The sequence below is a fragment of the Gluconobacter sp. DsW_058 genome (assembly GCF_002153615.1).
Taxonomy (GTDB): Bacteria; Pseudomonadota; Alphaproteobacteria; order Acetobacterales; family Acetobacteraceae; genus Gluconobacter; species Gluconobacter cerinus.
Map to the genome: position 1 here is coordinate 38,461 of NZ_JOPH01000004.1, position 24,954 is coordinate 63,414.

Genomic DNA, 24,954 nt, shown 5'->3' on the forward strand with positions numbered 1-24,954 from the left:
AACTGCCCCCGTCAGGACGAGTCGTCCTGACGGTATGGAGAGCCTGCTGCCAGGGTTTCGGCTTCATCCAGAAGAGCGCTGCGCTCTTCTTCAAGAAAAGCCGCAACAGCTCTTCCCAGCCCCGGATCCAAAAAGGCGTGCGCCGAGCGCGTAAGAGCTGGCAGATAGCCGCGCTGGATCTTGTGTTCCCCCTGCGCGCCAGCTTCCACACGGGTCAACCCATGGGCAATGGCGAAATCGATGGCCTGATAGTAGCACAGCTCAAAATGGAGGAAGGGCCACTCTCCGTCACATCCCCAGTTGCGCCCGAAGAGAGTATCTTTCCCCATCAGATTCAGGGCCCCAGCCACAGGGCGACCTTCATGCTCCGCAAGCATCAGAACGACGCTGTTGCCCAAGCGCTCTGAAAGCATCGGGAAGAAGCTTTCAGACAGGTAAGCACTCCCCCATTTTCTATCGACCGTAGACTGATAGAATCGATAAAAGGCTTTCCAATCCCCAGCGGTAATGTCCGCGCCTTGCCTTGTCACGAATGTAAGGCCAGCGGTCTGGGCTGTTTTGCGTTCCTTGCGAATGGCCTTGCGCTTACGGGATGACAGGGCATTCAGGAAATCCTCGAAAGACGCGTATCCCTGATTTTGCCAGTGATACTGAATGCCTAGGCGCTTGAGGTATCCGGCGCTTTCAAATGCCTCCATCGAGGCATCATCGCAAAATGTCGCATGTACGGAGGACAGACCTAGTTGCCCGGCTGCTTGCATTAAAGCGGATGCCAACGCTCGTGCGACGGCCTGTGGTTCCACCTGCTCAGGCCGAACAAGAAGGCGTGGACCGGGGACTGGAGAAAACGGAACCGCGCACTGGAATTTGGGATAATAGTGCCCTCCAGCAGCTTCATAGGCCCGGGCCCAGGACTGATCGAAGACATATTCACCCATGGAATGGGCTTTTCCATAGAAAGGAGCGAGCGCTGCGATCGTCCCATTGGGAGCGCGTAGTGCAGCATGCCTGACAAGCCATCCGGTTCGATCTGCGACGGATCCACTGTCTTCCAGAGCCGAAAGAAAGCCGAAGGACACAAACGGATTTTCGTCGCCGGCGCAGGCATCCCATTCAGCCGGGCCGATTTCATGGATGGACGCATGAAGCGTCAGCGTCCAGTCATCTGATGGCGGGGAAGTTGAAGCGCTCATGACGGCTGATCCTGCAAACGTACATAACCCATAGGACAAACGTGTTGATCAGGCATGGAAAAAGCAACGTCTTGCTGTCTTTTCCATGGAGTTGGATGGGCAAGAAGCCCATCCAGTCCGGTGAAATCAGACGACTTCGAACAGGGCTTCCACTTCAACCGGTGCATTCACTGGCAGGCTTGGAACGCCAATTGTGGAGCGGGCATGACGACCTGCATCTCCGAAGACTTCAACCGCGAGATCAGACGCACCATTCATGACAACAGCATGTTCCGTGAATTCCGGTGTGCAGGCAATGAAACCACCGAGACGCACAACCCGCTTGATGCGGGACAGATCACCGCCCAGAGCAGCCTTGGCCTGGGAAATGACGTTGATGAGGCATGCGCGTGCACAGGCTACACCTGCATGATTCGAGACTTCGTCGCCCAGCTTGCCGGTAATGAGCAGCTTGCCATCCACGAGAGGAAGCTGACCCGAGACGACCAGCAGATTGCCTGTCAGGACAGTCGTGACGTAATTGGCAACCGGTGCAGCAGCTTCCGGCAGTGTGATTTCAAGGGCGGCGAGACGATCTTCAGGGGTGTTGGACATGAGTGTTCTCCTGTGAATGGACTATTATGTTGAAGCGCATGGGCGTCGATGCCAAGGGTGAACCGTCACACGGCTGATCCCTCTTCGCCTGCAAGTGTTCGGCGACTGCGCTCAAGCTCTTCGGCATAGCGACGCAGAGCGTGCTGTTCCGTCAGGATACCAACTACCTGACGGGACTGAAGGTCTTCCACGACAACGAGAGCATCAGCTTCTGCCCGTTCGAACAGTTCCACGGCTTCACGAACTGTCAGCAGAGGCGTCAACATGGCGTTTTCGAAATGGGCGAGGCTCTGCACGGGCGTTGAGGCCGCGGGAACGGCCTGGAGCTCTGCCACATTAACCATTCCCACATAGCGGCTATCCCGATCCAGCAAGACAATTCTCTGCGCGGAGCCCAAAGGAAACAGAGCCTGTGCCCGGTTCAGGGGGGTGTCAGACGAGATGGTTCGCACCTGTCCACGCATCATGCGCCGAACGTTCAGAGAGCGCATCCACCCGATATCCACGGCAGAGCGAATGGATTCACCGCGCAGATGAAAGCGCCATGTGGCGAAGCTGTAGCCGAACAGACGTCTCACAGTGAGGAGCGACAAAACAGCAGCCACGAATGTTGCCCCACTCATGGAAATACTGCCTGTCAGTTCCAGAAGCAGGCACACCATGGTCATGGGACTACCGATGATGGCCACGGCCATGGCGCTCATGCCAATCAAAGCACAAGCCGTCAGGGACACTGGCGCCAAGCCGATCCATTCAAGCAGCGCGCCATACACTGTCCCGGCAAGGCTACCGAGGTACAGAGATGCAAAGAACAAGCCTCCGCGAAATCCGGAGCCGATGGAAATGCAGGAGGCCAGCGCTTTCAGTATCAGCAGGCCGAGAGCCAGACGGGGCGTAATCCATCCCGCAAAAACCACTCGCATGGCGTCATGTCCCGCCGACAGGACTGATGGGTGAATGACTGCTAATCCACCAACCATCATTCCGCCGACAGCAGGCTTCAGCCACACGGGGCCAGGGAGCTTGCGAAACAGAACCTCGGTCTGGGTCACACAATACATGACGCCGATGGCGGTTAGAGCAGACAGAATGCTGATGACAACAACACTGACACTCCCATCCCACGTCAAAGTCCCCGGGTCTGCAATCACAACCGCGGCAGGCATGTGACCGAACAGATGCGCCACACCCACACCGGCAAGAGCGGCAACAGCGACGGGTGACAGACTGACGAGAGAGTAAGAGCCGATCACAAGTTCAAAGGCGTAAAAGGCTCCCGCCACGGGCGCGTTGAATGCCGCACCGATCGCCGCGCCAGCAGCCGCGCCCACCAGAACGCGTAAATCTTCACGACGGACCCGGAAAGACTGGCCAATGCGGGACCCAAGAGCAGAGGCAATCTGTGTAAAGCCTGCTTCGAGGCCGATGGAGCCCCCTATGCCATTGGACAGGATCGTTTGAAGCGCAACGATCGTGCTGTCTCGCACAGACATGCGACCACCATGCAGAGCATTGGCTTCAATGGGATCGACCGGGCGGCGTGGCATAACTTTTGCAACCACCGCACCGAATATTCCAAGGACAAGGCCGCCCAGTGTCAGGACGAGGAGGAGACGCCATGGAGGAAGCCATGTCAGGCCGGAAAGGTGACCGTCCACAGTGTTCCCGCGACCGAATAGTGCGCTGTGAAGAAACAGGGTGACGGTTGTAACAATCACAACACACAGCCCGGATAGTCCCCCGACCACGGCAGCCAGAACAGTCAGCCAGATCTCGTCAGCGCGCACCATCGCACGCAGCGTCACGGGAGCCTGAGTGGGGTGACGAAGGAGCTCGCGCAGATGGCGACTCACGCGAAAACGCAATTCGTTACGGGTGGGACTGGTGGACAAGAGGTCTCCCCGGCGGCAGGTGTAGTTCTGTTTGGCTGGAACGCTGCTTGCGATCAACCGCTGTCATGGAAGGATCATGCATGAAACTCAACGCCATCGAACGCGGGGACGGACAGGAAACGGTCGTTTTCCTGCATGGACTGTTTGGACGCGCCCGGAATCTTGGTTTTCTTCAGCGTGAGGCAGCCCAGACATTTCGGACGATTGCCCTGGACCTTCGTAATCACGGAGACAGTCCGCATGGCCCCGTTAGCTACGCTGCGATGGCGCAGGATGTGCTGGAAACCCTTGATGATCTCAGGATCGATTCTTTTTCGGTCGTCGGACATTCCATGGGTGGAAAGGTTGCAATGATGCTCGCTCTGGCAGAGCCAGACCGTGTAGTCCGCCTGATGGTCGCTGATATGGCCCCCGCGCGGACCCAGCAGGGCCATGGCGACATGATTGCCCGGCTGGATGCCATCACGTTTCCGCCAGACCTGACCCGGAGTGGCGCGCTGGACTTGCTGGAACCCGTCACAGGCAGCAGAGCCGTCGCGGAACTGATGGCTCAGAATGTTCGCCTCGACGGCACGCCGGGCTGGGCCATTGGATTTGATGACATTACGCACGGAATACGTCTGATCGAAGATTGGCCTGAAATTCAGGCTATTCCTTATGAAGGGCCTGCTCTGTTCCTTCGCGGTGGCAATTCCGATTATGTCAGGCCGGAGCACCATCCCCTGATCATGGCACTGTTTCCTCATGCCCAGATACAAACTCTGGATGGCGCAGGTCACTGGCTGCATGCGGAGCAGCCGCGCCCTTTCATTGCTGAAATGATGGCGTTCCTCAACGAACCGGCCAACTCCCCAGCCTAACCCGTCAACACGTTGGGAGCAGTTTTTCGCCCTTCTTCCGCCACGCGCCAGCAATACCAGGCCAGCGCGGAGCGATGTGGGGAAAAGGGAAGCGTTTCAATTTTCAGGGCTTTGGGCTTCGGAGCAATGTCCAGCACTTTAATCCGGCGCCAGCCTTCCCGGACACCAAAGTCATCCACCGGCATCACATCGGGCCGGTTCAACGTCAGCATCAGCAGCATCTCAACGGTCCATCGTCCGACACCACGAAGGGTAATCAGCCGCTGGATCAGGTCCTCGTCTTCCAGTGCATCAGCGTCTTGTCGGCTTGGCACAAGTCCATCCAAGCGAGCCTGCGCAACGCTCCGCATGGCACTCTGCTTGCTGGCAGACAGGCCGCAGGCACGCAGAGCATCTTCGGACAAAGCAAGAAGGGCATCAGGCGATGGAGGCGTACCATCCTCGGACGCCTCAGGGCCAAGAAGGCATAACCGCCCAAAGATACGGCGCGCAGCCACACCATGAAGCTGCTGCCCGGCGATGGCACGGAGGAGGGCGTCATATGGCTCCTGATCGCCTCTTCCCTGAAGGCGACATGGACCAATCCTGCGGACTGCGGCTGCAACATCCGGATCAACGGAAAGACACGATATGAGACTGTCTGTCATGAAGCTGTCTTTCCTGCCAGGAACATGGCGCTTTGTCTCTTTCGTGAACTGCCCATTACTGCCATGATAGTGACAGACGCAATGCCCACCCCCAGACCGGATACCAGCCTGCCGGATGACGAACCCGCCCGCCCTGGTGCATAAAGCCTGGCGATGACTTGCCGCCACCTTTCCTCTTTTGAGCAGGCCCGCAACGTATGAGCGGGAAAATGCCGTCTGCCAATGGCAAGGTGGAGCGTCGCGAGCCAAAGCTGTTCGCTGCGTCCTTACGCCCTGTGAATGCACATCTTCAGTCACCGAAGGGATTCCGGTCCCGACTGAAGGATTATGTCCCACCTGCGAAAAGCCCGGTTCGTCCCGTCCTGACGCCCATGATGCGTCCACAGACCATTGTGGAACCGGGGCCTATTGTTCCGTTCTGCATTTCTGCTGGCCTTCATGCGGCAGTCCTGGCCCTGCTGCTTACGCAGCATCAGGGCGTGCATGGTTCACCTGCAGGAAGCGAGCAGCCGCAGGTTGAGATGGTTTTTGACCAGCCTCCCTCAAAAAGCAGCATGCAGGGACCGCGCGCCAATGATCAGGGGGGCGCTCCGCCACCACCGCCTACCCAGAGCCAGGAAGAAACCCAGCAGGAACAGCAGCAGCCAGAGCAACAGCAATCTGCGCCAACACCTGCCGTACCGACGCCTGAAACGCCGTCGGCCCCGCCGGTGCCCGAAGAGTCGTCGTCCGAGCTTCCCAAGACCACGCCATCTCAGCAGGTTACGCCGGGCGCCGCACCCAGCCAGAGAAGCACACAGACAACGTCGCACAGTCATCGTGCCCATCGCTCGAACCGGTCACAGAACAACAATCCGTTCGCCCATCCGATGGATCTGTCCTTCGGTGAACAGCCATCGCCCTATCGCCATCGCCGTGGACGCGCAGCGGGATCGGGCGGACCGATTGACATGTCACTGGGGCCGCTCAGCATGAATGGCGCCATTAACGCGCCTTATCAGACACGCACCAGCGTGAAGGGCGTCAGTGAAGATTACGGCAGCGAGATTGATCGTTGGATCCGGTCTCACATGTATTATCCGGAAGATGCCGCCCGCGCCGGAGAGGATGGTCCGTCTTCTGTCCATGTTGTTCTGGACAGATTCGGGCACGTCAAAACAGTCCGGCTGACGGGCCAGTCCGGCTCCTACTCACTGGATGCTGCCACGACGGGTATGTTCCAGGGGGCCAAACTGCCGCCAGTGCCGCCGGACATGAAGGGCGATCACTTCGATATCGATGTGACGATCAATTACATTCTGATCCGCCGCTGATCCGCAGTTTCGACATCGGCGAAGTGATCCCTTACACTTCGCCGATCTCTTTATCACTGTTCCGGAGCCCTGATGCGCCGTTTCCTGCCTGTTCTGCTGCCCCTCTGTCTGGCTGGCTGCTTCAGCATGCCCCGCCCTTTCTCGGACCCAGGACAACAGGCCCGACAGCTCGCAACGGCAAACCTGCCTCCTGCCCGACTGGCCGTTCCGACATCTTCTGAGTCCCTGTTGTCCGATGATGCTGCGAAACTTTGGGCTCATGACGTTGCGGAAGCCATGGTGGCACAATCGGTGCCGGCTATTGCCCAGCCGAAAAAGCCTGGGGACTGGTGGCTGAAACTGAGCGCAAGCACACGCAACGGGGCGGTGGTGCCGCACTACGTCATCATGACGCCTGAGGGGAAAGCCCGCGCTGAAGGCGATGGCGCACCGGTTGATATGGCAGGCTGGAGTGCGGGAGATCCGTTGGCCATTAAGGGCGCCGCAATGCAGGAGGCTCCGGAACTGGCCAATCTCCTGACAGGTATCCAGGCAGATATGATGCAGCAGGACCCTCACAGCCTTATGCGCCGAGCTGCTCATATTTATTTTGAAGGCGTTAAAGGAGCGCCAGGCGACGGAAATACCTCTCTAGCTCGGGCGTTCTATGCCTCGCTGCCTGACAAGACGAACTCTGTGCAGACTAACGCCAAGAACGCGGATTTTACGGTTCAGGGCGTCGTGAAGGTCACAACTGCGGGGACAGTCGATAAAACTTTGATGCAGCACATCGAAATCGTCTGGCATGTCATCGCACCAGACGGCAAGGAAGCCGGGGCAGCAACACAGCTTCACGATGTTCCGGCTCATTCACTGGATAATGCATGGGGCGACACGGCGATCATGGCTGCTGAAGAAGCCGCAGGCGCTGTACGGACCATCATCACCAATTATTCTGGCCGGGAGCACAAGCCGCTGCCCGCGTCGACACAAACTGTGAAACCATCTGACGCAAAGCACGCTTAATTTCAGCTCACGCATTCTGTGAGCCCTGTTTTCGAGGTTTTCATCCTCTGCCCTTCATGCCCTCGGAAAGAGAGCCGAATGCTTGCCCGCGCGTCACAAACTAAAGAATCCCCTATCATTGTCTGGTTCAGGGATGACCTTCGCCTTGCTGATCACCCCGCCCTACAGGCTGCTGTGGAAACCGGGCGACCGCTGATCTGCGTTTACGTTCTTGATGATGAGACACCTGCACTCCACCGTCTGGGAGCGGCATCCCGGTGGTGGCTTCATGGCGCACTGGCCGAGCTAAGAAAATCTCTGGCTCAACACCATGGAACGCTCCTGACGCTTCATGGCTCCGCAGAGACGCTGATCCCGGCGCTTGCAAAAGAAACCGGCGCTAACTGCGTTTTCTGGCATCACCGGTTTCATGCCAAAGAGCGGGAACAGGACGACCGTATTGCTGATACGCTCAGTAAAAACGGTGTCTCTGTGACGGCAGACTGGGGAACTGTCCTGCTGGATCCTCAGCGGGTTCGCACGAAAGAAGAAAAATTCTACCGTGTTTTCACAGCTTTCTGGAAAGCGTTTCAGCTTCAGGATGTTCCCGATCCTGTAGATGCGCCGTCCCATCTGTCGTTCTACCCTATTGAGAGCGACCTGCTTGCAGATCATCATCTCGATGAGAAGATTCTCCTTCCCACCCAGCCTGACTGCGCCGCCGGGTTGCGGTCTAACTGGGAGCCAGGAGAAAGAGAGGGACAGGAGCATCTGGAGGACTTCCTGAAGCATGATTGTACCCGCTATGGAACCGGCCGGGACGAGCTAGGGCGTGAAGGAACTTCGCGCCTGTCCCCTTATCTGGCGTCCGGGGCGGTCTCTCCGCGGCAGGTCTGGGCCGCGATTCAGCATAAAGGGGCTTCCGAAGAAGGCGCGAGAATTTTTCTCTCCGAAATCGGGTGGCGAGAGTTCGCGAAATACACCCTTTTTCATCAACCTCTTCTGCCCAAGACTAGCCTAAATCAGAAATTTTCATCCATGTCGTGGCGCTCGAGCCAGCCAGATTTGGAAGCGTGGCAACAGGGACGTACCGGCATTCCTGTTGTGGATGCTGGCATGCGGCAGCTCTGGGTGACAGGATGGATGCATAATCGGGCGAGAATGATCGTCGGATCATTTTTGACGAAGCATCTGCTGATTGACTGGCGTGAGGGGGAAGCCTGGTTCCGTGACACTTTGGTGGACGCGGATTGGGCAAGCAATGCCATGAACTGGCAGTGGGTTGCGGGAACGGGCATTGATGCCGCGCCGTTCTTCCGGATTTTTAATCCGACCAGACAGGGTGTGAAATTTGATCCTGACGGCGATTATATCCGTCAATGGGTGCCCGAGCTGAAAAAGCTCTCAGGAAAGGCACTGCTCGAGCCTTGGAGCGCGCGGGAAGATGAACTGCGCCACGCCGGCATCATTCTGGGAAAGACATACCCACGTCCGATTGTCGAGCTTCAGGACGGTCGGGACCGCGCTATGAAAGCGTTTCGCTCTCTGTAACCTAACAAGATACCAGCCGGATTACTCCGGCTGGCAAGGCTGTCTCAGAGACCGCCATTCAGAAAGTTCGTCGCATCGCTACGGCTTTTCTTGCCAAGCGCATTCAGACGGTTCTTCTGCTCCTGCGGCGCATTGCGCAGCTTCTGAACCTTTTCCGTCTGGGCGGTACGAGCCGTGTTCAGCTTGTCACGCTCGTTGTTGATCTTGTTCTGAATGTTGGCTTTTTCGTTAGCCGGAGCATTCGTGTACTGGCTCTTGAGAGCCTGAATCTTCTGTGTGCGCTCAGCCTGGGAAGCAGCCGACTGCGTCTGGTAATTCTTTACGCGGTTGTTGAGATTGTCTTCTTTCCGGGAAAGGTTACCGAGAAAATCGTTCTGTGTGCTCTGCGTGGCAGCAGCCGGGTCAGCAGCGTAAGCGCTGGAAGCCACTGAAACAGAACCGGTCAGCAGGCTGACAGCAAGAAGCGAACGAAAGAAAATACGGTTTGTCATGAAATCTCCTGTAGTCGTCTTGCGGGAAGACATCAGCATTTCATGGCGGGAATGTGGCTTCCCGACAAATCAGTCTTTATTCAAGGCCTTCCGCAATTGCTGCAATGCGGTCAGGTTGCATGATTGTAATGTGAGTGATGCCGCGAATGCTTATGAGACCTTCCCGTTTAAAGGCACTCAGAACACGGCTGACTGTTTCAATAGTCAATCCGAGATAATCAGCGATATCGGTTCGCGGCATGGGCAGATCAAGTTCAATCGGCGCATGAGGCTCCGGTACTGGCGCGGAGAGCAGGCGCGCACGTTCCATCAGGAATGTGGCAAGACGCTCGCGTGCCGTCTTTCGGCCCAGCAACGTCATGCGTGCCTGCATCAGGGTCAGTTCACGCGACGCTTCCTGCCGCAGTCGATGCTCCAGATTGGGAAAGCGACTTGTGAGTCGCTGCATGGACGCATGGGGAAAACGACACAGAACCGCAGTGCCGAGCGCCTCTGCACCAAATGCATAGCTCGTGGACGCTGCAAGCCCCAGGAAATCTCCACCTTCAGCAAAACCGGTAATCTGACGACGCCCGTCTGGAAGAAGTGTGAACAGTTTGACGCGGCCACCAGTCACAACGAAAAAATCGTGGGCTGGCTCGCCCTCCTCTATAAATGACCGTCCATCCGGAATAGTCATTTTTGAAGACTCACTGGCAAGTATAGCAAGATCACAATCGTCAATCGCATTACAGATACTGTGTTCGCGACCAATGCAATGAGCACAGCGATCGTGGATTTCGTCCGGGATACGCGTTGATGTCATGATGATTGGAACTCTCCCGGCCTGTAACATTTGCTGTGCCGCCACACCCATAGCACATAATTCCCCAGACTTGATCCAGGTCAAGGTGAGGCATGGGGAGGAGTGCTTTGTGAGGTCAACTATTGTTGATGGAAACCCTTTAATATGAAGACTTCAGCTCTTGCGCTGGTCGCTGCCCTAGGCCTGGTGGCATCTCCTGCCTTCGCTCAGACGACAGCTCCTGTCGTTGCTCCTCAGGCCACTGTTTCCGCTCCCATGACGGCAGCTCCTGTGCCACAGGTCAACATTGCACCGCCGTCATCCGGGCACTGCGGCCTGTTCGAGACCTGTGCGAACACGAAGATCGGCCTGGGCAAGGGCGACTTCCTGATCCGTCTGTCTGCTCTTGGTGTTCTTCCGCAGGATACATCGTCCCGCGTGAAGGTGATCGGTGGTCGCGTCAAGGCAACCAACCAGGTGGCTCCTGAATTCACGTTTGAGTATTTCTTTACAGATCATATCTCTCTGGATCTGATCGCAGCCAGCACACGTCATGAGCTTGCCGCTGAAGACACAGCTCTCGGCAAGGTTGATCTGGGTAGCACGTGGGTTCTGCCGCCGACACTGACGCTGGCCTGGCACTTCCGCCCGCACAAGCGCTTCAACCCTTATGCAGGTGTAGGTCTGACACTGGCATTCTTCCACAACATCAGCCCGGCAGGCGGAGCAGTTCAGAAGCTTGATCTGCGCACCACGGTTGGTCCGGCAGCCAACGTTGGTTTCGATTACCAGCTCGTAGGCAACTGGTTCTTCAACTTTGACGCCAAGCAGATGTGGCTGTCCGTTCCGGCATTCGTCAACGAACGCGGTGGCGCTTCTGGCCCATACATTCACGCGCGTGACAGCCTGAACCCGACCACGGTAGCCGCTGGTATCGAATACCGCTTCTGATCCGTTCCTGCGGTTCAAGATCTAAAAAGCAGTTCATCCTTCACGGGGTGAACTGCTTTTTTTATGTAATTTTTGGGTCAAAACGATAAAATTTTTGCAATATGTTGCGGGAAGCCTTTAGAAAATCCGAGTTTTCAGCTTCTAGTGATGCTGCCGATGATTATGTCACGTAGCGATTGCCATGAAATCGTCGGGGTTCAGGAATAGCAGGGCGGTTTATGCTTCTGCCGCATTTGCGGCATTGGTCGTCTGGCAGATACGGGGTTTTCAAAAAGTATGCGTGTTGCGCGCGCCAGCGCTCTGGCTCTCGGCCTGCTGGGTCTGGTTTTCCTTGTTCTTTTCTTGAGAACCTATTTCTTCGCTCCGCCTCACGCGGCTACCCCCGAGCAACCGATGTTTGCACGGCAGAATGGTAGTCTCGTCTTGCGGGATGGCAGCCCTTTGCAGAAACGCCTCGTGGTCGCTCCGGTTTCCCTGTCGCATGATACCGCTGGAGTGGCCCTGCCGGCGCAGGTCGTTGCTCTGCCTGATCATCAGGTCAATGTGCTGGCGCCAGCAACTGGCCGGATCATGAGTGTCGCCGTTCAGCTCGGCCAGCATGTTTCACGTGGGCAGGTGCTAGCGACAATTGCAGCCAGCGATCTGGATCAGGCCTGGGCTGACGATCGTCGTGCGCGTGCTGCACTGGATTTCTCCAAGCGTGCCTATGACCGTGCACGCGGCGTTCTGGCTGCGGGCGGAAATGCCGTGAAAGATCTTGAATCTGCACGCAATGATCTGGCTCAGGCAGAAGCGGAAGCTCTGAGAACACATCAGCGCCTGCAGGTTCTGGGCGCACGCTCTGATTACGCTGCGCAGGGGCAGGTGCCGCTGGTCTCGCCCGTGGATGGTGTCGTCTCAGCAACCAACATGGCTGTGGGACAGAACATCACAGACTCAACGGCCATTCAGATGACACTGCTGGACCTCTCTTCCGTATGGGTCGCTGCTGCCGTTCCGGAAAGCCGCATGTCTGACATCACAGGTGGCGCGACGCTGGATGTCACATTCCCTGCCCTCCCCGGGCAGACATGTTCCGGTCCAGTTGCAACACGAGACCCTGCATTGAAGCCTGATACACGGCGCCTCAACGTTTATATTGTCTGCCCGAATACGGAAGGTTTACTGCGTCCCGGCATGTTTGCTTCAGCCAACCTGGGTGTTTCGGAAAACGATGTTGTTCGGGTACCGAAATCCGCGCTGCTGATGAACAACGATCAGGTTTCAGTTTTCGTTGAGGTTGCTCCGGGCACTTTTCGTAGGCGTGAAGTCACCATCAATTATGATGAAGGTGACGATGTGCTTGTTCTCTCCGGCTTGTCAGCGGGTGAGCGTGTTGTGACCAGCGGCGCCATCCTGCTGAACGACGACTGACCGGACGGGCCAGCCATCATGATCGAACGTTTTATCTCCTGGTGCTTCGTGCGCCGGAACATCGTCTTCTTTGCCGCCGTTCTGCTTGCCGTCATGGGAAGCATTGCGTGGCGTATCCTGCCTGTTGAAGCCTATCCGGACCTTGGGTCTGTCAGCGTTCTTGTGACGACCCAGCAGTCCGGTTTGGCTGCTGAGGAAATGGAGCAGCAGGTCACGATTCCTCTGGAGCGCATGCTTGCGAGCGTTCCCGGTGTTTCGGACAGTCGCTCTACCAGCACATTCGGGCTCTCCCTCATCACGTTGATTTTCCGGGATGGGACGGATGTGTTCTGGGCCCGGCAGCAGGTTGAAACCATTCTTGCCAGCAATCCACTATCCAATGGTGCACAGCCTTCTCTGGGACCAATTTCTGGCCCAACGGGCGAAATCTATCGCTATACGCTGGAATCAGACGACAAAAACCTGATGCAACTGTCGGACGTCCAGAAATGGACGGTTATTCCGGCAATTTTGCACGTTCCTGGTGTTGTGAGCGTCAATAATTTTGGCGGCTTCACGCGAGAATATCAGCTCGTTCTCAAGCCTTCCTCCCTGTTCCGCTATCACATCGGCCTGGAAGATATTCTGTCCGCGATCCGGAACAACAATATCAACGCAGGTGGTGGTCGGGTCACGCGAGGCGAGCAGTCCTATATCGTCCGCGGTGTAGGCATGATCCACTCCCTTGAGGACATGGGTAATATTGTCGTTGCCCAGCGCGATGGCGTGCCTGTTCTGGTGCGTGATCTGGGCACCATCCAGTTCGGGCATCAGGTACGCGAGGGTATTCTAGGCAAGGACCATAACCCCGATACCATCGAGGGTGTGGTCACCATGCTGAGTGGTGAGAATCCGTCTGTAGTGCTGGAAAACCTGCACCAGACGGTTGCGAAGCTTCAGACACAGCTCGCCCCTCAGCACATCCGCGTCGTTCCCTATATTGATCGCGACAATCTGGTTCTTTCCACGACCCACAAGGTCACGGAGACCATGATTGAGGGTATTCTCCTTGTAGGCGTAATCCTGACGCTGTTTCTGGGAAGCCCCCGCAGTGCGATTGTCACGGCCATTACCATTCCACTGGCGCTGTCAGTTGTCTTCACCCTGATGCATTTCCTCGGCATGTCAGCGAATTTGTTCTCGCTGGGTGCGGTCGATTTCGGTGTGATTGTCGATGGTGCCATCGTCATTACCGAGACGATCCTGCGTGTTAGAGAAGAACGACCGACCGAAGCTCTGAATGCCCAAGAAGTACTGACCGTCGCGAAGCGGGCAGGTCATGCCATCTTCTCCTCAACACTCGTCATTATTCTCGCTTACAGCCCGCTCTTTGCTTTTGAAGGAAGTGAGGGGAAGCTGTTCCGGCCAATGGCTTATACTGTCAGCTTCGCTCTGCTGGGTGCCCTGCTGTGTGCTCTGGCGCTGATTCCGTCTCTCAGCTTTCTTGCGCTCCGCAAGCCACGTCATATCTGGCATAATCGTCCGCTGGAGTGGCTCCATGGGCGCTACATCCACTGGCTTGGCCATTTCATTGATCGCCCGCTGATTGCTTATGGCGCTGGTCTTGGTGCCCTCGTGGCCGTCGTGTTTCTTGGAATCAGCATTGGCAGAGAGTTCCTTCCCGATCTCGATGAAGGCGCCCTGTGGTTGCAGGTGCAGATGCCGACCGGAATTTCAATGGAAAAAGGCGAGCAGATCGCCAACGAACTTCGAAGCGCCGTTCGGGAATTTCCGGAAACCTCCTATGCCATCACACAGCTTGGTCGCTCCGACGACGGTACTGATCCTTGGACGCCGTCTCATATCGAGATGCCGGTTGGCCTGAAATCCTATGACCAGTGGCCATCAGGTGAGACAAAAGCCCAGTTCGTTCAGCGTCTGCATGCACGGTTGTTGAAAATTCCGGGCATCGAATTTGGCATCAGCCAGCCGATCGAAGACAACATGAGCGATCTGGTTGGTGGTGCGCATAGCCCGCTCGTGCTTCGCGTTTATGGAAATGACTTCGAAGAGCTGCGTCGCGTTGGCCAGCAGATTGTCGATGTGCTGCATCAGGTTCCAGGAACGACGGAAGCTTCCATTTTCCAGGAACCACGCATTCCACAGATTGATGTCACGGCTGACCGTCTGGCGGCAGCGCGCTATGGCATCAACATTTCTGACATTTCAGATGCTGTGTCCTATGCGATCGGTGATGCACCAATTTCCACGGTGTATGAGGATGACCGCTTCTACAATGCTACACTGCGTATCCCTCGCAAGGATGCACAGGACCTGCAAAGCCTGTCGCAGTTTCCTCTCCTGACGGCGCAGGGAGCCTACGTTCCACTGTCTCAGGTGGCCCGCGTGAACCTGCGCATGGGTGAAAGCAATATTGCCCATGAGCTGAGCCATCGTCAGATCACTATCCGTGTCGATAATGGCGAACGCCCGCTGTCACAGTACCTTGCTGATGCGCAGGCCCGCATTGAACAGTCCGTACATTACGACAAGCAGAAGTACACTTTGGAATGGGCAGGCACATTCCAGCAGCAGGAACGCGCACAGAAGCGTCTTGCCGTTGCTCTGGCCGTCATGTTTGCCATGATGCTGGTGCTGCTGTTCATCGAGTTCGGTAAAATTCGCCAGGCACTGCTCATTCTAAGCGTTGTTCCGCTCGCGACGCTGGGTGGCCTGATTGCGCTGCATGTGCGTGGAGAGACCCTGAATATCGCTACAGCTGTGGGCTTTATCGCCCTTTTCGGTGTAGCGGTGCAGAACGGCATCATCATGATCTCAAGCATCAACCGACATCGCTCCGAAGGCCGTTCTGTACGGGATGCCACGATCATTGGTGCTGGTGAGCGTTTCCGTCCGGTTCTGATGACGGCAACCGTTGCAAGCGCCGGCATGCTCCCGGCGGCACTGGCAACCGGCGTTGGCACGGACGTGCAGCGTGGGCTTGCAACAGTCGTCGTAGGTGGGCTTGGGATTGCCACACTGCTGACCCTCTTTGCATTGCCCGTCTATTTCAGCGAGCTTGAAATGTGGGTGGAGCGTCGGGATGCCCGTCGTCCGCGCCTGTCTGAAGAGAATGGAGCCCCGACATGAAGCGGGTTCTTAAAAATACGACCGCCCTTCTAGGGTCGGTTCTGATATCAGCCTGCGCAGTCGGTCCAGACTTTCATCGTCCGGACCTTCCAAAGGATGTGAACTATCAAGCTACGCCGCTCGCCGGGACGGTTGGCAATGCCCCAAGCGGGACAGGAGTGGCTCAACACTTCCAGAGTGGCGTGGACATTCCTGGAAAGTGGTGGGAAGCCTTCCGCAACCCGCAACTCAATACGCTTGTTGAACAGGCTCTGGCCAACAACCAGTCCATGAAAGCCATGCAGACAGGGTTGAAGTCTGCATGGGAGCAACGGCGGATTGAAGGGGCGGGTCTGTATCCGACGATCTCGGCCTCTTTCAACCCAACACGCAATAAGACCTCACGCGTCTACTCTCCGGTTCCGAACAACAACACCTGGCTGTATAATGTTCATACCGCTCAGTTGACGATCGGATATGTTCCGGATCTCTGGGGTGGAACACGACGGGCAATTGAGGCGGCGGGCGCGCAGGCCGAAATTCAGAAATTTCAGCTTGAAGCTACCGCTCTTACCCTGATCTCTGATCTGGTGAGCGCTACAATTGACGAGGCCACGCTGCGTGCGCAGATCGAAGCGACACAGGATCTGATTGCCAGCCAGAAATCGGCTCTCAAGCTGATTACGGCCCGGCAAAAATTCGGAGACGCTTCTGAGCAGGACATGGTGGCGCAGCTTGCTTCGGTGGCGCAGCTTGAAGCTACCCTTCCCTCTCTGAATCTTCAGTTGGCTCAAACCCGGGATCAGTTAGCTGTTCTGGTTGGGGTGGCACCCAATACTCCGCTGCCGACCTTCAGGCTGGAACAGTTTACACTTCCGCAGACATTGCCGGTCTCCCTGCCCTCAGATCTTCTGAATCAACGCCCGGATATTCGGGCGGCACAGGCACAGATCCAGTCTGCAAGCGCGCAGATTGGTGTGGCGATCGCCAATCGCCTGCCCAACGTGCAGCTTAGTGCCCTCCCAGGGCAGGCCGTCGGGACCATGAGCGACTTCTTCAAGCCGGGATATGGAAACTGGACGATCGCTGCGACTGTCATGCAGCCAATCTTCCAGGGCGGCTCCCTGCTGCATGCCGAGCGACAAGCACGCGACAACCTACTACAGGCCAACGAGACCTATAAGGCCACAGTCCTGAGTGCCATTCAGGACGTTGCAGACAGCCTTCATGCACTGGACTTTGATGCTGATGCGCTGATGGCGAATGAGAGTGCCTATACTGCTACGGGGAAGAGTCTGAAGATTGCTCAGGCTCAGCTTCGCTTGGGAGATGTCAGTGAGCTGATGGTGCTCCAAGCCCAGCAGTCTCATGCTCAGGCGCGATTGGCCTATGTTCAGGCCCAAGGCGCAAGGTTCTCTGATAGTGTGGGTCTGTTCCAGTCCCTTGGCGGCGGCTGGTGGAACCGTAATGACTTGGGGATGACTCCTGAAGCACAGAAAGCTCTCGGAAAGTCTCTGCTACCTTGGTAATTTTTGTACCGAAATCATCTTTTACCATGACAGCATCTTTGACTGTTAAGTCTGAGACGCTCTCATGGTGACGAAACTCAGAGCCAGTACGGCATTGTTTCGCCAACATATTTTTCTTGTCCTCTCTCGTCCTGCCATCATAAATTTTAGAAGAGATGCCGGGTCACGCAGCATGACGTCTTACTGCATCTCCACAACCTTTGTTTCAGGAACACCCCCTGTTTTCCGATCGGGAAAACGTTTGACGCGCGAGAGGCACAGGAACCTCTGAGGTGCTGACATCAGCTTCTAATTGACTTTTTGAATAAAAAATGCATTAATTAAGGCATTATAGGAATAGTGTATTCCTGTATAATATTTCCCTTAAAATAAATGGTTTCAATATGGATTTAAATTTTCCAAGGAAACCGGGTTTCCTTATTGCTGTTTTGTCACTTCTTTCTGGAGTGATCGGATATTCCCCTTCTTTTGCCGGGGATGTTCCACTTTATTACAAGACATCTACAGGCTCTATTGCCCCTGTTACCGTGGGGACAGGTATAAATTCGCAGGGCTATCCCCTTGTTCCCACTTATAAAGGCAAAGACGGAGCGTGGCATTCCACAACTGTTATTGCCCAAGTCTGCGGAACAAATGCCGATGGCACTCCTGTTGCATGCAATATAGCAGACCAACTTCCCTCCAGTGTCCTGACTACAGCAAAAATCAACGTACAGTCAGGCATTGCTGGCCTGAATGATCAGGCTCAGGTTACGGCTGGGGTCAACACAGCTTCACAAATTTTGACACAAACAGGTTTATCTGAAGGGAATCAGGGGAGTATTCCCCTAAATCTGACGAGTAATGGCTGGCAGGGCGATGCTCCATCCCATCTCGCAGGACCACGAATTACTGTTGGTGTTTCCATGAACAATATGGCCGATCAAATGGCCATGTTTGGTGGACATCGCCTGTACGATAGCGTTTTCAGCAAGTTCTATGCCCTTCCATATGGCGTTGGAGATAATGGAGGATGTGTCCATTCTTCAGTCATGACCTATGCCCCGGGAACGGGCGCTAACTGTGGTGCAGGGGGTTGGGACGCCGTCACGGAATATGAGCTTGCAACCAATAATCCACCTTGGTATATTGCTGGTGCAGATTTTCCCGATGAAAATGGAACGTCCCATAGTGTGACGTTTACAACGTCTGGGGCAATTATTCGACCGGCTCTGCCCGCAAGCTACACTGATTACATGCATTACCACATGAATGTCATGACCAATATTGTAGCCGGACCAACGCTTTATTCAGGTCTGTCGCTGGATGGTGTGCAGGGACATCGCAATCAGGACCAACAGTTCTACGGAGGCATGTTGGAATCATGGAAAAATGATTCTGACACTACTGGAACATTCACGCAGTTTACGATGACCGGACAATGGCAGCCTATCAGTGGCTCTGCCGTTGATAGTGGACACGTGCCACAGGTTGGCACTCAAAACACAGCGTCAGCCACAGATCGCGTAGATGCGCTGGATCAAACCCAGTATGCTGAATTCACGCATCCTTTCATTGAGTTTGGGACGTACATCAAACACTTCACACGCAACACCAGCTGTGAAGTCATAATCAAATCCGGAACAGATGGCGAAGCCATGAAACGGTTGGGTCTTTCTCGCAAATGCGATGAAGAACTCGACAACTGGTATCATGGCCCAGACTACGGCGCGACCATGCATGGTCTGACCATCGGGGCAGGGTTCGACAATAAGGTCAGCCAGGATAGCTATGGTCTTTCAGTCGCGGGCCTCTGGCCGGAAGGCATTCGGGCGTGGCTGGGCTCCGACGGAATAGATTTTGATGGAGACGCTTATAAAGTTGGCTCCCGGATCGGTTCAGCCGCTGTTATTGGCACGAAAAAAATGATTGCTGAGTACTGGCAGGAGCCAACAGCAAACATTGGATACCTGGAGAGCGTCAAACTTTGGTCTCAAACTGATAGTCTTTCAGAGACCAATAATGCTAATACAGGGGGAGCAGCCGCGAATGGTATGGATGTTTCCTATTGGTTTGGTCCACGCCAGTCGTCTTCATCATTTAACATAGACGGTACATTTGAAGCAGCGATTGCCTTCAATCCTGGCTGGGCCAAAAATGGTTTGGCTCTGTGCGGGTCTAATGCAGCATCGTTTGATATGACGTCTTCAGGGGCGGCGTGCCTCACAGTCGATAGCTGGGGTAATACGTCGACGACGGGCTCCTTGGCAGCAGGGAATGGTTTGACTGTGAGCAGTGGCACGACAACACTCAAAGACGTAGTAGCTACGTCTTACAAGGAAGCGTTGAAAACACCTGCTTCCAGCTCTGCGCCCTGTCAGGCCGGAGAATTTACTGATGATGAAAACTACCATTATGTCTGTGTTGCAGACAATTCCTGGAAACGAGTTGCTTTAAGTTCATTTTAATTTTTTAATATTTATGTTTTGTGCGGGTTTAATTTACTTTTTTATTCGCACACACAAAAAATCTCTTAATTTTCTTGGGTTATGTGTCTTTATCCTCCTGTTTTCTACTGGATAAAGACGTCCCAACAGGGCTTCCCCTACGAGGAGAGTCTCGGGTATGCAGGCAGACAGCATCTGGTTGCCTTGTTTTTGCAGCGCCGGGTCTCTCAAGCTGAGGAGTGCTTTTCCCCATGGTGCCGTCATCTGTAGCTATCGCCCTATTCGTCAAGAATGAATTTTCTGACATTGCAGGATGGATTGCCTGGCACCTCGGGCTGGGAGTGAAAACCCTTTTCATTTTTGATGATCACTCCACAGACGGAACATGGGAAATCATCCAGGCTGCGGCCAAGTCTTTTAATATTCGTGCTTTTCAAACCGACCCGGTAGCAGAACCCGATTTTTACTGGCGTCAGCGGAACTGCTTTATGCAGGCTGCTGAAATGGCCAAAGGTCATTATGCCTGGCTCGGATTTCTGGACGGCGATGAATATGTTTACTTTCGTCATGCAAACAGCCTTCCAGAATTCCTTGAACGCTTCCCCCATGCCGATGGGCTCGCGTTAAGCTGGCGTATTCAAGGAAGCTCCGGACGGGTCGTTCGCCCCCGTAAAATGACAGTCGAAGCTTTCACTCAGCATTCGACGCCAGAGTTGGGCGACAATGTTCTCGTCAAAAGCTTTGTCAGACCAGAATGCATGGGCGACACGTATCATAACCCACACTGGTTTGATGTCCCGGCAGAACGCTATGTCAGACCCAATGGGCAGTATGTTCCTTCAGCGAATGCCGTGCAGGAAATTGACTGGGAAGATGCTTTTGTCCTGCATTACATCTGCCGCAGCATGGAGCACTACATCCAGCGCATCAAACGCCGCCTGAATGCCGATCTCAGTGACAGTCTCGGCTATTGGGACCATTTTGATCGCAATGATGTCGAGGACTTTGAGCCTCTTCGGTTCATTCCGAAAATTCGCCCGATCCAGGTCAGTATTAATCGAAATATGGTCGCGCGGGCTATTGAGGATTTAAGAAAGCAATATCCTCCCACAGTAGCGATTTCAGATTACGAGGGTGAAATACTGGAATCCCGTGTCTTCAGCATTCACTCTGCATATTTTGAGACACAGCTCTGTGTTGATGCCATTACGGGAGATGTCTGCCAAGCTTCGCCTGCGGTGATGTCCGAACGTAGCTTGTTACCCGTGTATGGTGCCGTTTTCGCTGATACGCCCGATTTGATTACGTTCTTCGTGCGCGACGGTGTGCATGTCGAGCACAATCGTGCGCTAAAGGTTTTTGGAGACGACAGGGTTTTCAGTGAACTGACTTATCAGATTGCGAAAACCATACAGGACAAGCCTGAAGGGACAGCGCTGAGAACAACTCTCTCCGGAGAATACCTCTGCTTCATTCTTCCTCATGATGGTATCGGACAGGTAGAAGCTAATCGCAGACAGGCCAAGGACTGGGAAGAAGCGTCACTCAGGCCCGAGTTTAATGTCACTTATAGCTGGCAGAGGATGACGGCACCTTTACCAACATCTGGAAAGATGACGTTTGATTCTTTAATCACCTGGCTTCGGAATGAAAAAGACGCTCCAAGCATCTATCTTTTCCTGAAGATGATCGCTCTTCTATCACCCAGTGATCGCGAAAAACTTCATAGACATGTCCCCGGACTTCTCTGGGGATTTATTTGAAATTGAAAATACCGGGCCAAGGGATCACTCACCCAAGGCCCGGGATATAAAAAGCTGGTTTTAGGCTGAAACCGGCACGTTCCGAAGGAAAGCTACGCTTTCCACGCAGGCCGCAGCAGCTTCACGGCCTTTGTTCTCAGCATCTTCGCGTGAACGGGCAACAGCCTGCGCTTCGGTGTACGTTGTCAGAATACCAAACGCGACCGGCACTTCCGTTGCGAGTTGAGCCTGCATAATACCGATGGTCGCACCCAACGAGATAAACTCGAAGTGGGCAGTGTCTCCCTTGATGACGCAGCCGAGGCAAATCACGCCTTCATATTTGCCCGATTTGGCCAGTCTCTGAGCAAGAAGCGGCAGCTCAAATGCACCAGGAGCATCATAGACGTCCACATCCGTGATGCCGCGCTCTTCCATCCATTCGAGCGCCCCATTCTTCAGGCCACCTGTAATACCAGTGTTAAAACGGCTGACGATGATCGCCATTTTGGGGGCTGGAGAAAGGCGCAGGTCAGGGGCGACAGGGATATGCTTGCTCATGCGGGCTGTTCCTGGAGAAAGTGGCCCATCCGCGTCCGCTTGGTGGCGAGATAGGCACGGTTAAAAGGGTTGGCTTCAATTTCCAGTCGCTCGCGGGACTGCACATCAAAACCGAAGCGAACAAGATTGGATTCCTTGTCCGGATTGTTCGTCAGAAGGCGAAGGGACGTGACGCCCAGATGCCGGAGCAGGTCAGCAGCTGCATCCCATTCACGGGCATCCGCCGGCAGGCCCAGAGCCTCGTTTGCCTCTACGGTGTCCATGCCGCCATCCTGAAGCTCATAGGCCCGGATCTTGTTGGCAAGGCCAATGCCCCGGCCTTCATGACCACGCATATAAACCAGCACGCCGCATTCGGAGGCCGAGATCCGCTCAAGAGCTTCCCGAAGCTGAGCGCCGCAATCGCACCGCAAAGACCCCAATGCGTCACCCGTGACACATTCTGAGTGCAATCGAACCAGCGGGGTTCCCTGAGACGGATCTCCCTTCACGAGAGCCACGTGCTCGACACCGTCTACGGCCCGGAAAGCATGGATCTTCAGATCATGGCCACCGAAAATGCTGGGAAGAGCAGATACAGCCACCATTTCACCGGTAGCAGGGACTGGTGTGCTGATCAGTTGAGCATCATCCACGGAGCCACGCCCGTGCTCGCGGCACCACTCCTGCAAGTCCGCAATACTGACGACTGGCATTCCATGCTTTGCGGCGAAGCGGCGTAATTCGGGCAGGCGCATCATGCTCCCGTCGTCCGCCATGATTTCGCAGATCACGCCCGCAGGCTCGAGGCCAGCGAGGCGCGCAATATCGATCGACCCTTCCGTGTGGCCGTTACGGGCAATCACACCCTCTGGATGCGCGCGCAGAGGAAAGATGTGGCCCGGCGAGATGACATCGGCTGCTGTTGCGTCAGGGCTGGCAGCAACAACGATTGTCCGGGCACGGTCTGCGGCCGAAATGCCAGTGGTTACGCCTGTAGCCGCTTCAATGGAGACTGTGAAGGCCGTGCCCCGCGGGTCACGGTTGCGGCTGACCATGGGTGGTAGACCAAGACGGTCCACCTGCTCAGCTTCCAAAGGAAGGCAGACCAGACCCCGCGCTTCACGCACCATGAAATTGATGGCTTCCGGTGTAGCGAACTGCGCCGCCATGACCAGATCGCCCTCATTTTCACGGTTCTCGTCATCAACCATGACGACCATGCCACCTGCGCGAATGGCTTCGATGGCAGCTTTCAGGGATGGCTTCATGACGCAACCTTTCCAAGTGTAGGCGAGAAGCGCAGCAGGTTTTCGACGTACTTGGAGAGTACATCGACCTCCACGTTCATGCGTGTTCCGACTGTGAGGGACGAGAGGTTGGTATGGTCCCAGGTATGTGGGATGATTGTCAGACCAACCTCAAATCCGGACTGGTTTCCCCGAACAACATCATCATGCAGTTCGTTAACCGTCAGGCTGATCCCATCGAACGTGATGGAGCCTTTTTCCACGACATACTGGCGCAGGGCCTGTGGGACGAAAATGCGGAGGGAGTAAGAATCTCCAGATTTTTCGACACTGGCAAACGTCGCAACATTATCGACATGTCCCTGCACGATATGCCCGGACAATCGGGTATTGGCTGCGACCGCACGTTCCAGATTAACGCGGGAACCGGCTTTGAGCTGCTCCAGAGGTGTCCGGGAGAGAGTTTCGCCGCTCAGGTGAAATGTTGCCACGCCAGCCGCATCAAACGTCTCAACCGTCAGACAGACGCCATTCACTGCGACGCTTTCGCCTAGCTCAAGATCAGGAAAGCCCGTCTCGACGGTCAGGTCCATGGCCTTGTCACGGAGGGATACGGCTTTGACAGTACCCAGACGCTCTATGATTCCAGAGAACATGCGCTTTCCCTCAGCAGTCGTAGCGGGCTCTCGTCCCGCGATTGAAGTTCGATGTGATCAGTGTCGCCGTCTTTGCGGATGGTCAGCCAGTCGTCCCATAGACCAGCGTCGGACACTGTTTTCAGAAGAGATGGACCGGCTTCCACCATGGCCCAGTTCACGCCGCGCTCGGCCAGCATGGCAGGGACGGAGAGAAAGTCAGGACTGACCAGAACCGTGAACCCGGCCTGTTCCATCTCATTTTTCCAGTCTGCGGGCAGACGCCCCTGCCGATCACACACCACAAGAAGGCGTGGACCGCGATCCACGTGATCCGCTACCCGACGCACTGTAAAGCGCGGCTTGTCAGCCAGCACGGTTCCGATGCCAGTGATGATGGCATCGGTGGCGCGACGGAGACGATGAGCCAGCCTCAGTGAGGCTTCGGACGTGAACGTCGTCTGTCCCATCGGCGGAATCATCGTACCCTGTGAATCCAGAGCCTGCTTGACGCTGATCCACGGACGATGACGAACGACGCGGCTCAGGAAAGGCGCCAGAAGGGCACGGCAATCGCGCTCAAGATCAGCCATTTCCGGGACATCCGAAAGGAATGTCACGCTGCGCCCGTTCGGCATCTCCCGCAGCCGCTCTGCGCCGCCTGCAGCCTGTGGATTAGGGTCAGCAACGCCGATCCAGACATGTTCGACGGGACTATTGCGGAGCGCTTCACTGCAGGGAGGTGTACGCCCCGTGTGATTGCAGGGCTCAAGCGTCACAATCGCGGTGCGCACATCGCCCAGAACGCCGGCATCGCGAGCCTGTGCAAGAGCCATTGCCTCCGCATGAGGCTGCCCGACCCTCGGATGAACGCCGACGGTGAGAACACGACCTTCTGCATCGAGCAGTGCGCATCCGACAGATGGATTGGGGGAGGTTGCTCCCAACGTGTCGGCCGCATAGTCAAGGGCCAAGCGAAATCCTGCTCGGATCTGGCTTGCGCTCGCTGCGCTGGAAAAGGTGGTTTGTTTCAACAAGGCTGCGGTCACGG

At 55.6% G+C, this 24,954-nt stretch carries 20 protein-coding genes; 10 read left to right on the forward strand and 10 right to left on the reverse strand.

The features are described from left to right. Nucleotides 1-11: 11 nt before the first annotated feature. From HK24_RS02990 to HK24_RS03000, 3 genes are all read right to left on the reverse strand, one after another. Nucleotides 12-1,193 (reverse strand): GNAT family N-acetyltransferase, encoded by a 1,182-nt coding sequence (locus HK24_RS02990; protein WP_086633258.1) that lies wholly within the window; start codon nt 1,191-1,193, stop codon nt 12-14. A 126-nt stretch (nt 1,194-1,319) separates the two neighbouring features. Next, complete coding sequence (locus HK24_RS02995; protein WP_010503058.1) at nt 1,320-1,787, reverse strand: RidA family protein; 468 nt, start codon at nt 1,785-1,787, stop codon at nt 1,320-1,322. A gap of 65 nt (nt 1,788-1,852) precedes the next feature. Next, on the reverse strand, nt 1,853-3,628 hold the full coding sequence (locus HK24_RS03000; protein WP_086633316.1) for a chloride channel protein: 1,776 nt from the start codon (nt 3,626-3,628) through the stop codon (nt 1,853-1,855). Between the two features lie 131 nt (nt 3,629-3,759). Between HK24_RS03000 and HK24_RS03005 the strand changes: the two genes are divergently transcribed. Next, the gene (locus HK24_RS03005) at nt 3,760-4,539 is read left to right on the forward strand and encodes an alpha/beta fold hydrolase (protein ID WP_086633259.1); all 780 of its coding nucleotides are present in this window, start codon (nt 3,760-3,762) and stop codon (nt 4,537-4,539) included. On the opposite strand, the gene HK24_RS03010 is transcribed toward HK24_RS03005, so the two are convergent. Then, nucleotides 4,536-5,186: a DNA-3-methyladenine glycosylase gene (locus tag HK24_RS03010; RefSeq protein WP_086633260.1), complete on the reverse strand. Its 651-nt coding sequence runs from the start codon at nt 5,184-5,186 to the stop codon at nt 4,536-4,538. The genes HK24_RS03005 and HK24_RS03010 overlap by 4 nt on opposite strands. Before the next feature lie 197 nt (nt 5,187-5,383). Here HK24_RS03010 and HK24_RS03015 point away from each other — a divergent pair, with 197 nt between their 5' ends. From HK24_RS03015 to HK24_RS03025, 3 genes are all read left to right on the forward strand, one after another. Beyond that, a complete protein-coding gene (locus HK24_RS03015; protein WP_086633261.1) occupies nt 5,384-6,499 on the forward strand; it encodes an energy transducer TonB in 1,116 nt (371 codons plus the stop codon). A gap of 72 nt (nt 6,500-6,571) precedes the next feature. Further along, complete coding sequence (locus HK24_RS03020; protein WP_086633262.1) at nt 6,572-7,504, forward strand: hypothetical protein; 933 nt, start codon at nt 6,572-6,574, stop codon at nt 7,502-7,504. 78 nt (nt 7,505-7,582) lie between these two features. After that, on the forward strand, nt 7,583-9,034 hold the full coding sequence (locus HK24_RS03025) for a deoxyribodipyrimidine photo-lyase (RefSeq protein ID WP_086633263.1): 1,452 nt from the start codon (nt 7,583-7,585) through the stop codon (nt 9,032-9,034). A gap of 44 nt (nt 9,035-9,078) precedes the next feature. Here HK24_RS03025 and HK24_RS03030 read toward each other — a convergent pair whose 3' ends face one another. Further along, nucleotides 9,079-9,525, reverse strand: coding sequence for a hypothetical protein (locus tag HK24_RS03030; protein ID WP_086633317.1), 447 nt, complete (start codon nt 9,523-9,525; stop codon nt 9,079-9,081). Between the two features lie 76 nt (nt 9,526-9,601). Further along, nucleotides 9,602-10,204, reverse strand: a complete 603-nt coding sequence (locus HK24_RS03035; RefSeq protein WP_233126087.1) for a Crp/Fnr family transcriptional regulator — start codon at nt 10,202-10,204, stop codon at nt 9,602-9,604. Between the two features lie 270 nt (nt 10,205-10,474). On the opposite strand from HK24_RS03035, the gene HK24_RS03040 reads away from it, so the two are divergent. The 6 genes from HK24_RS03040 (at nt 10,475) to HK24_RS03065 (ending at nt 21,499) form a co-directional block, all read left to right on the forward strand. Further along, entirely contained in the window at nt 10,475-11,260 is a 786-nt protein-coding gene (locus HK24_RS03040; protein WP_086633264.1) for an OmpW family protein, read from the forward strand. 276 nt (nt 11,261-11,536) lie between these two features. After that, nucleotides 11,537-12,673: an efflux RND transporter periplasmic adaptor subunit gene (locus HK24_RS03045; protein ID WP_086633265.1), complete on the forward strand. Its 1,137-nt coding sequence runs from the start codon at nt 11,537-11,539 to the stop codon at nt 12,671-12,673. 18 nt (nt 12,674-12,691) lie between these two features. After that, nucleotides 12,692-15,802: an efflux RND transporter permease subunit gene (locus tag HK24_RS03050; protein WP_086633266.1), complete on the forward strand. Its 3,111-nt coding sequence runs from the start codon at nt 12,692-12,694 to the stop codon at nt 15,800-15,802. Beyond that, the gene (locus tag HK24_RS03055; RefSeq protein WP_086633267.1) at nt 15,799-17,310 is read left to right on the forward strand and encodes an efflux transporter outer membrane subunit; all 1,512 of its coding nucleotides are present in this window, start codon (nt 15,799-15,801) and stop codon (nt 17,308-17,310) included. Before HK24_RS03050 ends, HK24_RS03055 begins: the two co-directional genes overlap by 4 nt. Before the next feature lie 428 nt (nt 17,311-17,738). Beyond that, nucleotides 17,739-19,757: a hypothetical protein gene (locus HK24_RS03060; RefSeq protein ID WP_143412285.1), complete on the forward strand. Its 2,019-nt coding sequence runs from the start codon at nt 17,739-17,741 to the stop codon at nt 19,755-19,757. A 230-nt stretch (nt 19,758-19,987) separates the two neighbouring features. Beyond that, nucleotides 19,988-21,499: a glycosyltransferase family 2 protein gene (locus tag HK24_RS03065; RefSeq protein ID WP_086633269.1), complete on the forward strand. Its 1,512-nt coding sequence runs from the start codon at nt 19,988-19,990 to the stop codon at nt 21,497-21,499. Nucleotides 21,500-21,559: 60 nt separating this feature from the next. On the opposite strand, the gene ribH is transcribed toward HK24_RS03065, so the two are convergent. The 4 genes from ribH to ribD are packed head-to-tail and all read right to left on the reverse strand — an operon-like array spanning nt 21,560 to nt 24,940. Then, nucleotides 21,560-22,039 (reverse strand): 6,7-dimethyl-8-ribityllumazine synthase, encoded by a 480-nt coding sequence (gene ribH / locus HK24_RS03070; protein ID WP_086633270.1) that lies wholly within the window; start codon nt 22,037-22,039, stop codon nt 21,560-21,562. After that, nucleotides 22,036-23,289 (reverse strand): 3,4-dihydroxy-2-butanone-4-phosphate synthase, encoded by a 1,254-nt coding sequence (gene ribB / locus HK24_RS03075; RefSeq protein WP_086633271.1) that lies wholly within the window; start codon nt 23,287-23,289, stop codon nt 22,036-22,038. The genes ribH and ribB overlap by 4 nt, the downstream gene beginning before the upstream one ends. After that, nucleotides 23,286-23,924, reverse strand: a complete 639-nt coding sequence (locus HK24_RS03080) for a riboflavin synthase (protein ID WP_086633272.1) — start codon at nt 23,922-23,924, stop codon at nt 23,286-23,288. Before HK24_RS03080 ends, ribB begins: the two co-directional genes overlap by 4 nt. Next, the gene (ribD, locus tag HK24_RS03085; protein ID WP_086633319.1) at nt 23,906-24,940 is read right to left on the reverse strand and encodes a bifunctional diaminohydroxyphosphoribosylaminopyrimidine deaminase/5-amino-6-(5-phosphoribosylamino)uracil reductase RibD; all 1,035 of its coding nucleotides are present in this window, start codon (nt 24,938-24,940) and stop codon (nt 23,906-23,908) included. The genes HK24_RS03080 and ribD overlap by 19 nt, the downstream gene beginning before the upstream one ends. Nucleotides 24,941-24,954 lie beyond the last annotated feature (14 nt).

Excerpts from the sequence above, each read along its gene's own strand:
- HK24_RS02990 (WP_086633258.1), bottom strand. The coding sequence starts at position 1,193 with ATGAGCGCTTCAACTTCCCCGCCATCAGATGACTGGACGCTGACGCTT.
- HK24_RS02995 (WP_010503058.1), bottom strand. The coding sequence starts at position 1,787 with ATGTCCAACACCCCTGAAGATCGTCTCGCCGCCCTTGAAATCACACTG.
- HK24_RS03005 (WP_086633259.1), top strand. The coding sequence starts at position 3,760 with ATGAAACTCAACGCCATCGAACGCGGGGACGGACAGGAAACGGTCGTT.
- HK24_RS03010 (WP_086633260.1), bottom strand. The coding sequence starts at position 5,186 with ATGACAGACAGTCTCATATCGTGTCTTTCCGTTGATCCGGATGTTGCA.
- HK24_RS03015 (WP_086633261.1), top strand. The coding sequence starts at position 5,384 with ATGAGCGGGAAAATGCCGTCTGCCAATGGCAAGGTGGAGCGTCGCGAG.
- HK24_RS03020 (WP_086633262.1), top strand. The coding sequence starts at position 6,572 with ATGCGCCGTTTCCTGCCTGTTCTGCTGCCCCTCTGTCTGGCTGGCTGC.
- HK24_RS03025 (WP_086633263.1), top strand. The coding sequence starts at position 7,583 with ATGCTTGCCCGCGCGTCACAAACTAAAGAATCCCCTATCATTGTCTGG.
- HK24_RS03030 (WP_086633317.1), bottom strand. The coding sequence starts at position 9,525 with ATGACAAACCGTATTTTCTTTCGTTCGCTTCTTGCTGTCAGCCTGCTG.
- HK24_RS03035 (WP_233126087.1), bottom strand. The coding sequence starts at position 10,204 with ATGACTATTCCGGATGGACGGTCATTTATAGAGGAGGGCGAGCCAGCC.
- HK24_RS03040 (WP_086633264.1), top strand. The coding sequence starts at position 10,475 with ATGAAGACTTCAGCTCTTGCGCTGGTCGCTGCCCTAGGCCTGGTGGCA.
- HK24_RS03045 (WP_086633265.1), top strand. The coding sequence starts at position 11,537 with ATGCGTGTTGCGCGCGCCAGCGCTCTGGCTCTCGGCCTGCTGGGTCTG.
- HK24_RS03050 (WP_086633266.1), top strand. The coding sequence starts at position 12,692 with ATGATCGAACGTTTTATCTCCTGGTGCTTCGTGCGCCGGAACATCGTC.
- HK24_RS03055 (WP_086633267.1), top strand. The coding sequence starts at position 15,799 with ATGAAGCGGGTTCTTAAAAATACGACCGCCCTTCTAGGGTCGGTTCTG.
- HK24_RS03065 (WP_086633269.1), top strand. The coding sequence starts at position 19,988 with ATGGTGCCGTCATCTGTAGCTATCGCCCTATTCGTCAAGAATGAATTT.
- ribH (WP_086633270.1), bottom strand. The coding sequence starts at position 22,039 with ATGAGCAAGCATATCCCTGTCGCCCCTGACCTGCGCCTTTCTCCAGCC.
- ribB (WP_086633271.1), bottom strand. The coding sequence starts at position 23,289 with ATGAAGCCATCCCTGAAAGCTGCCATCGAAGCCATTCGCGCAGGTGGC.
- HK24_RS03080 (WP_086633272.1), bottom strand. The coding sequence starts at position 23,924 with ATGTTCTCTGGAATCATAGAGCGTCTGGGTACTGTCAAAGCCGTATCC.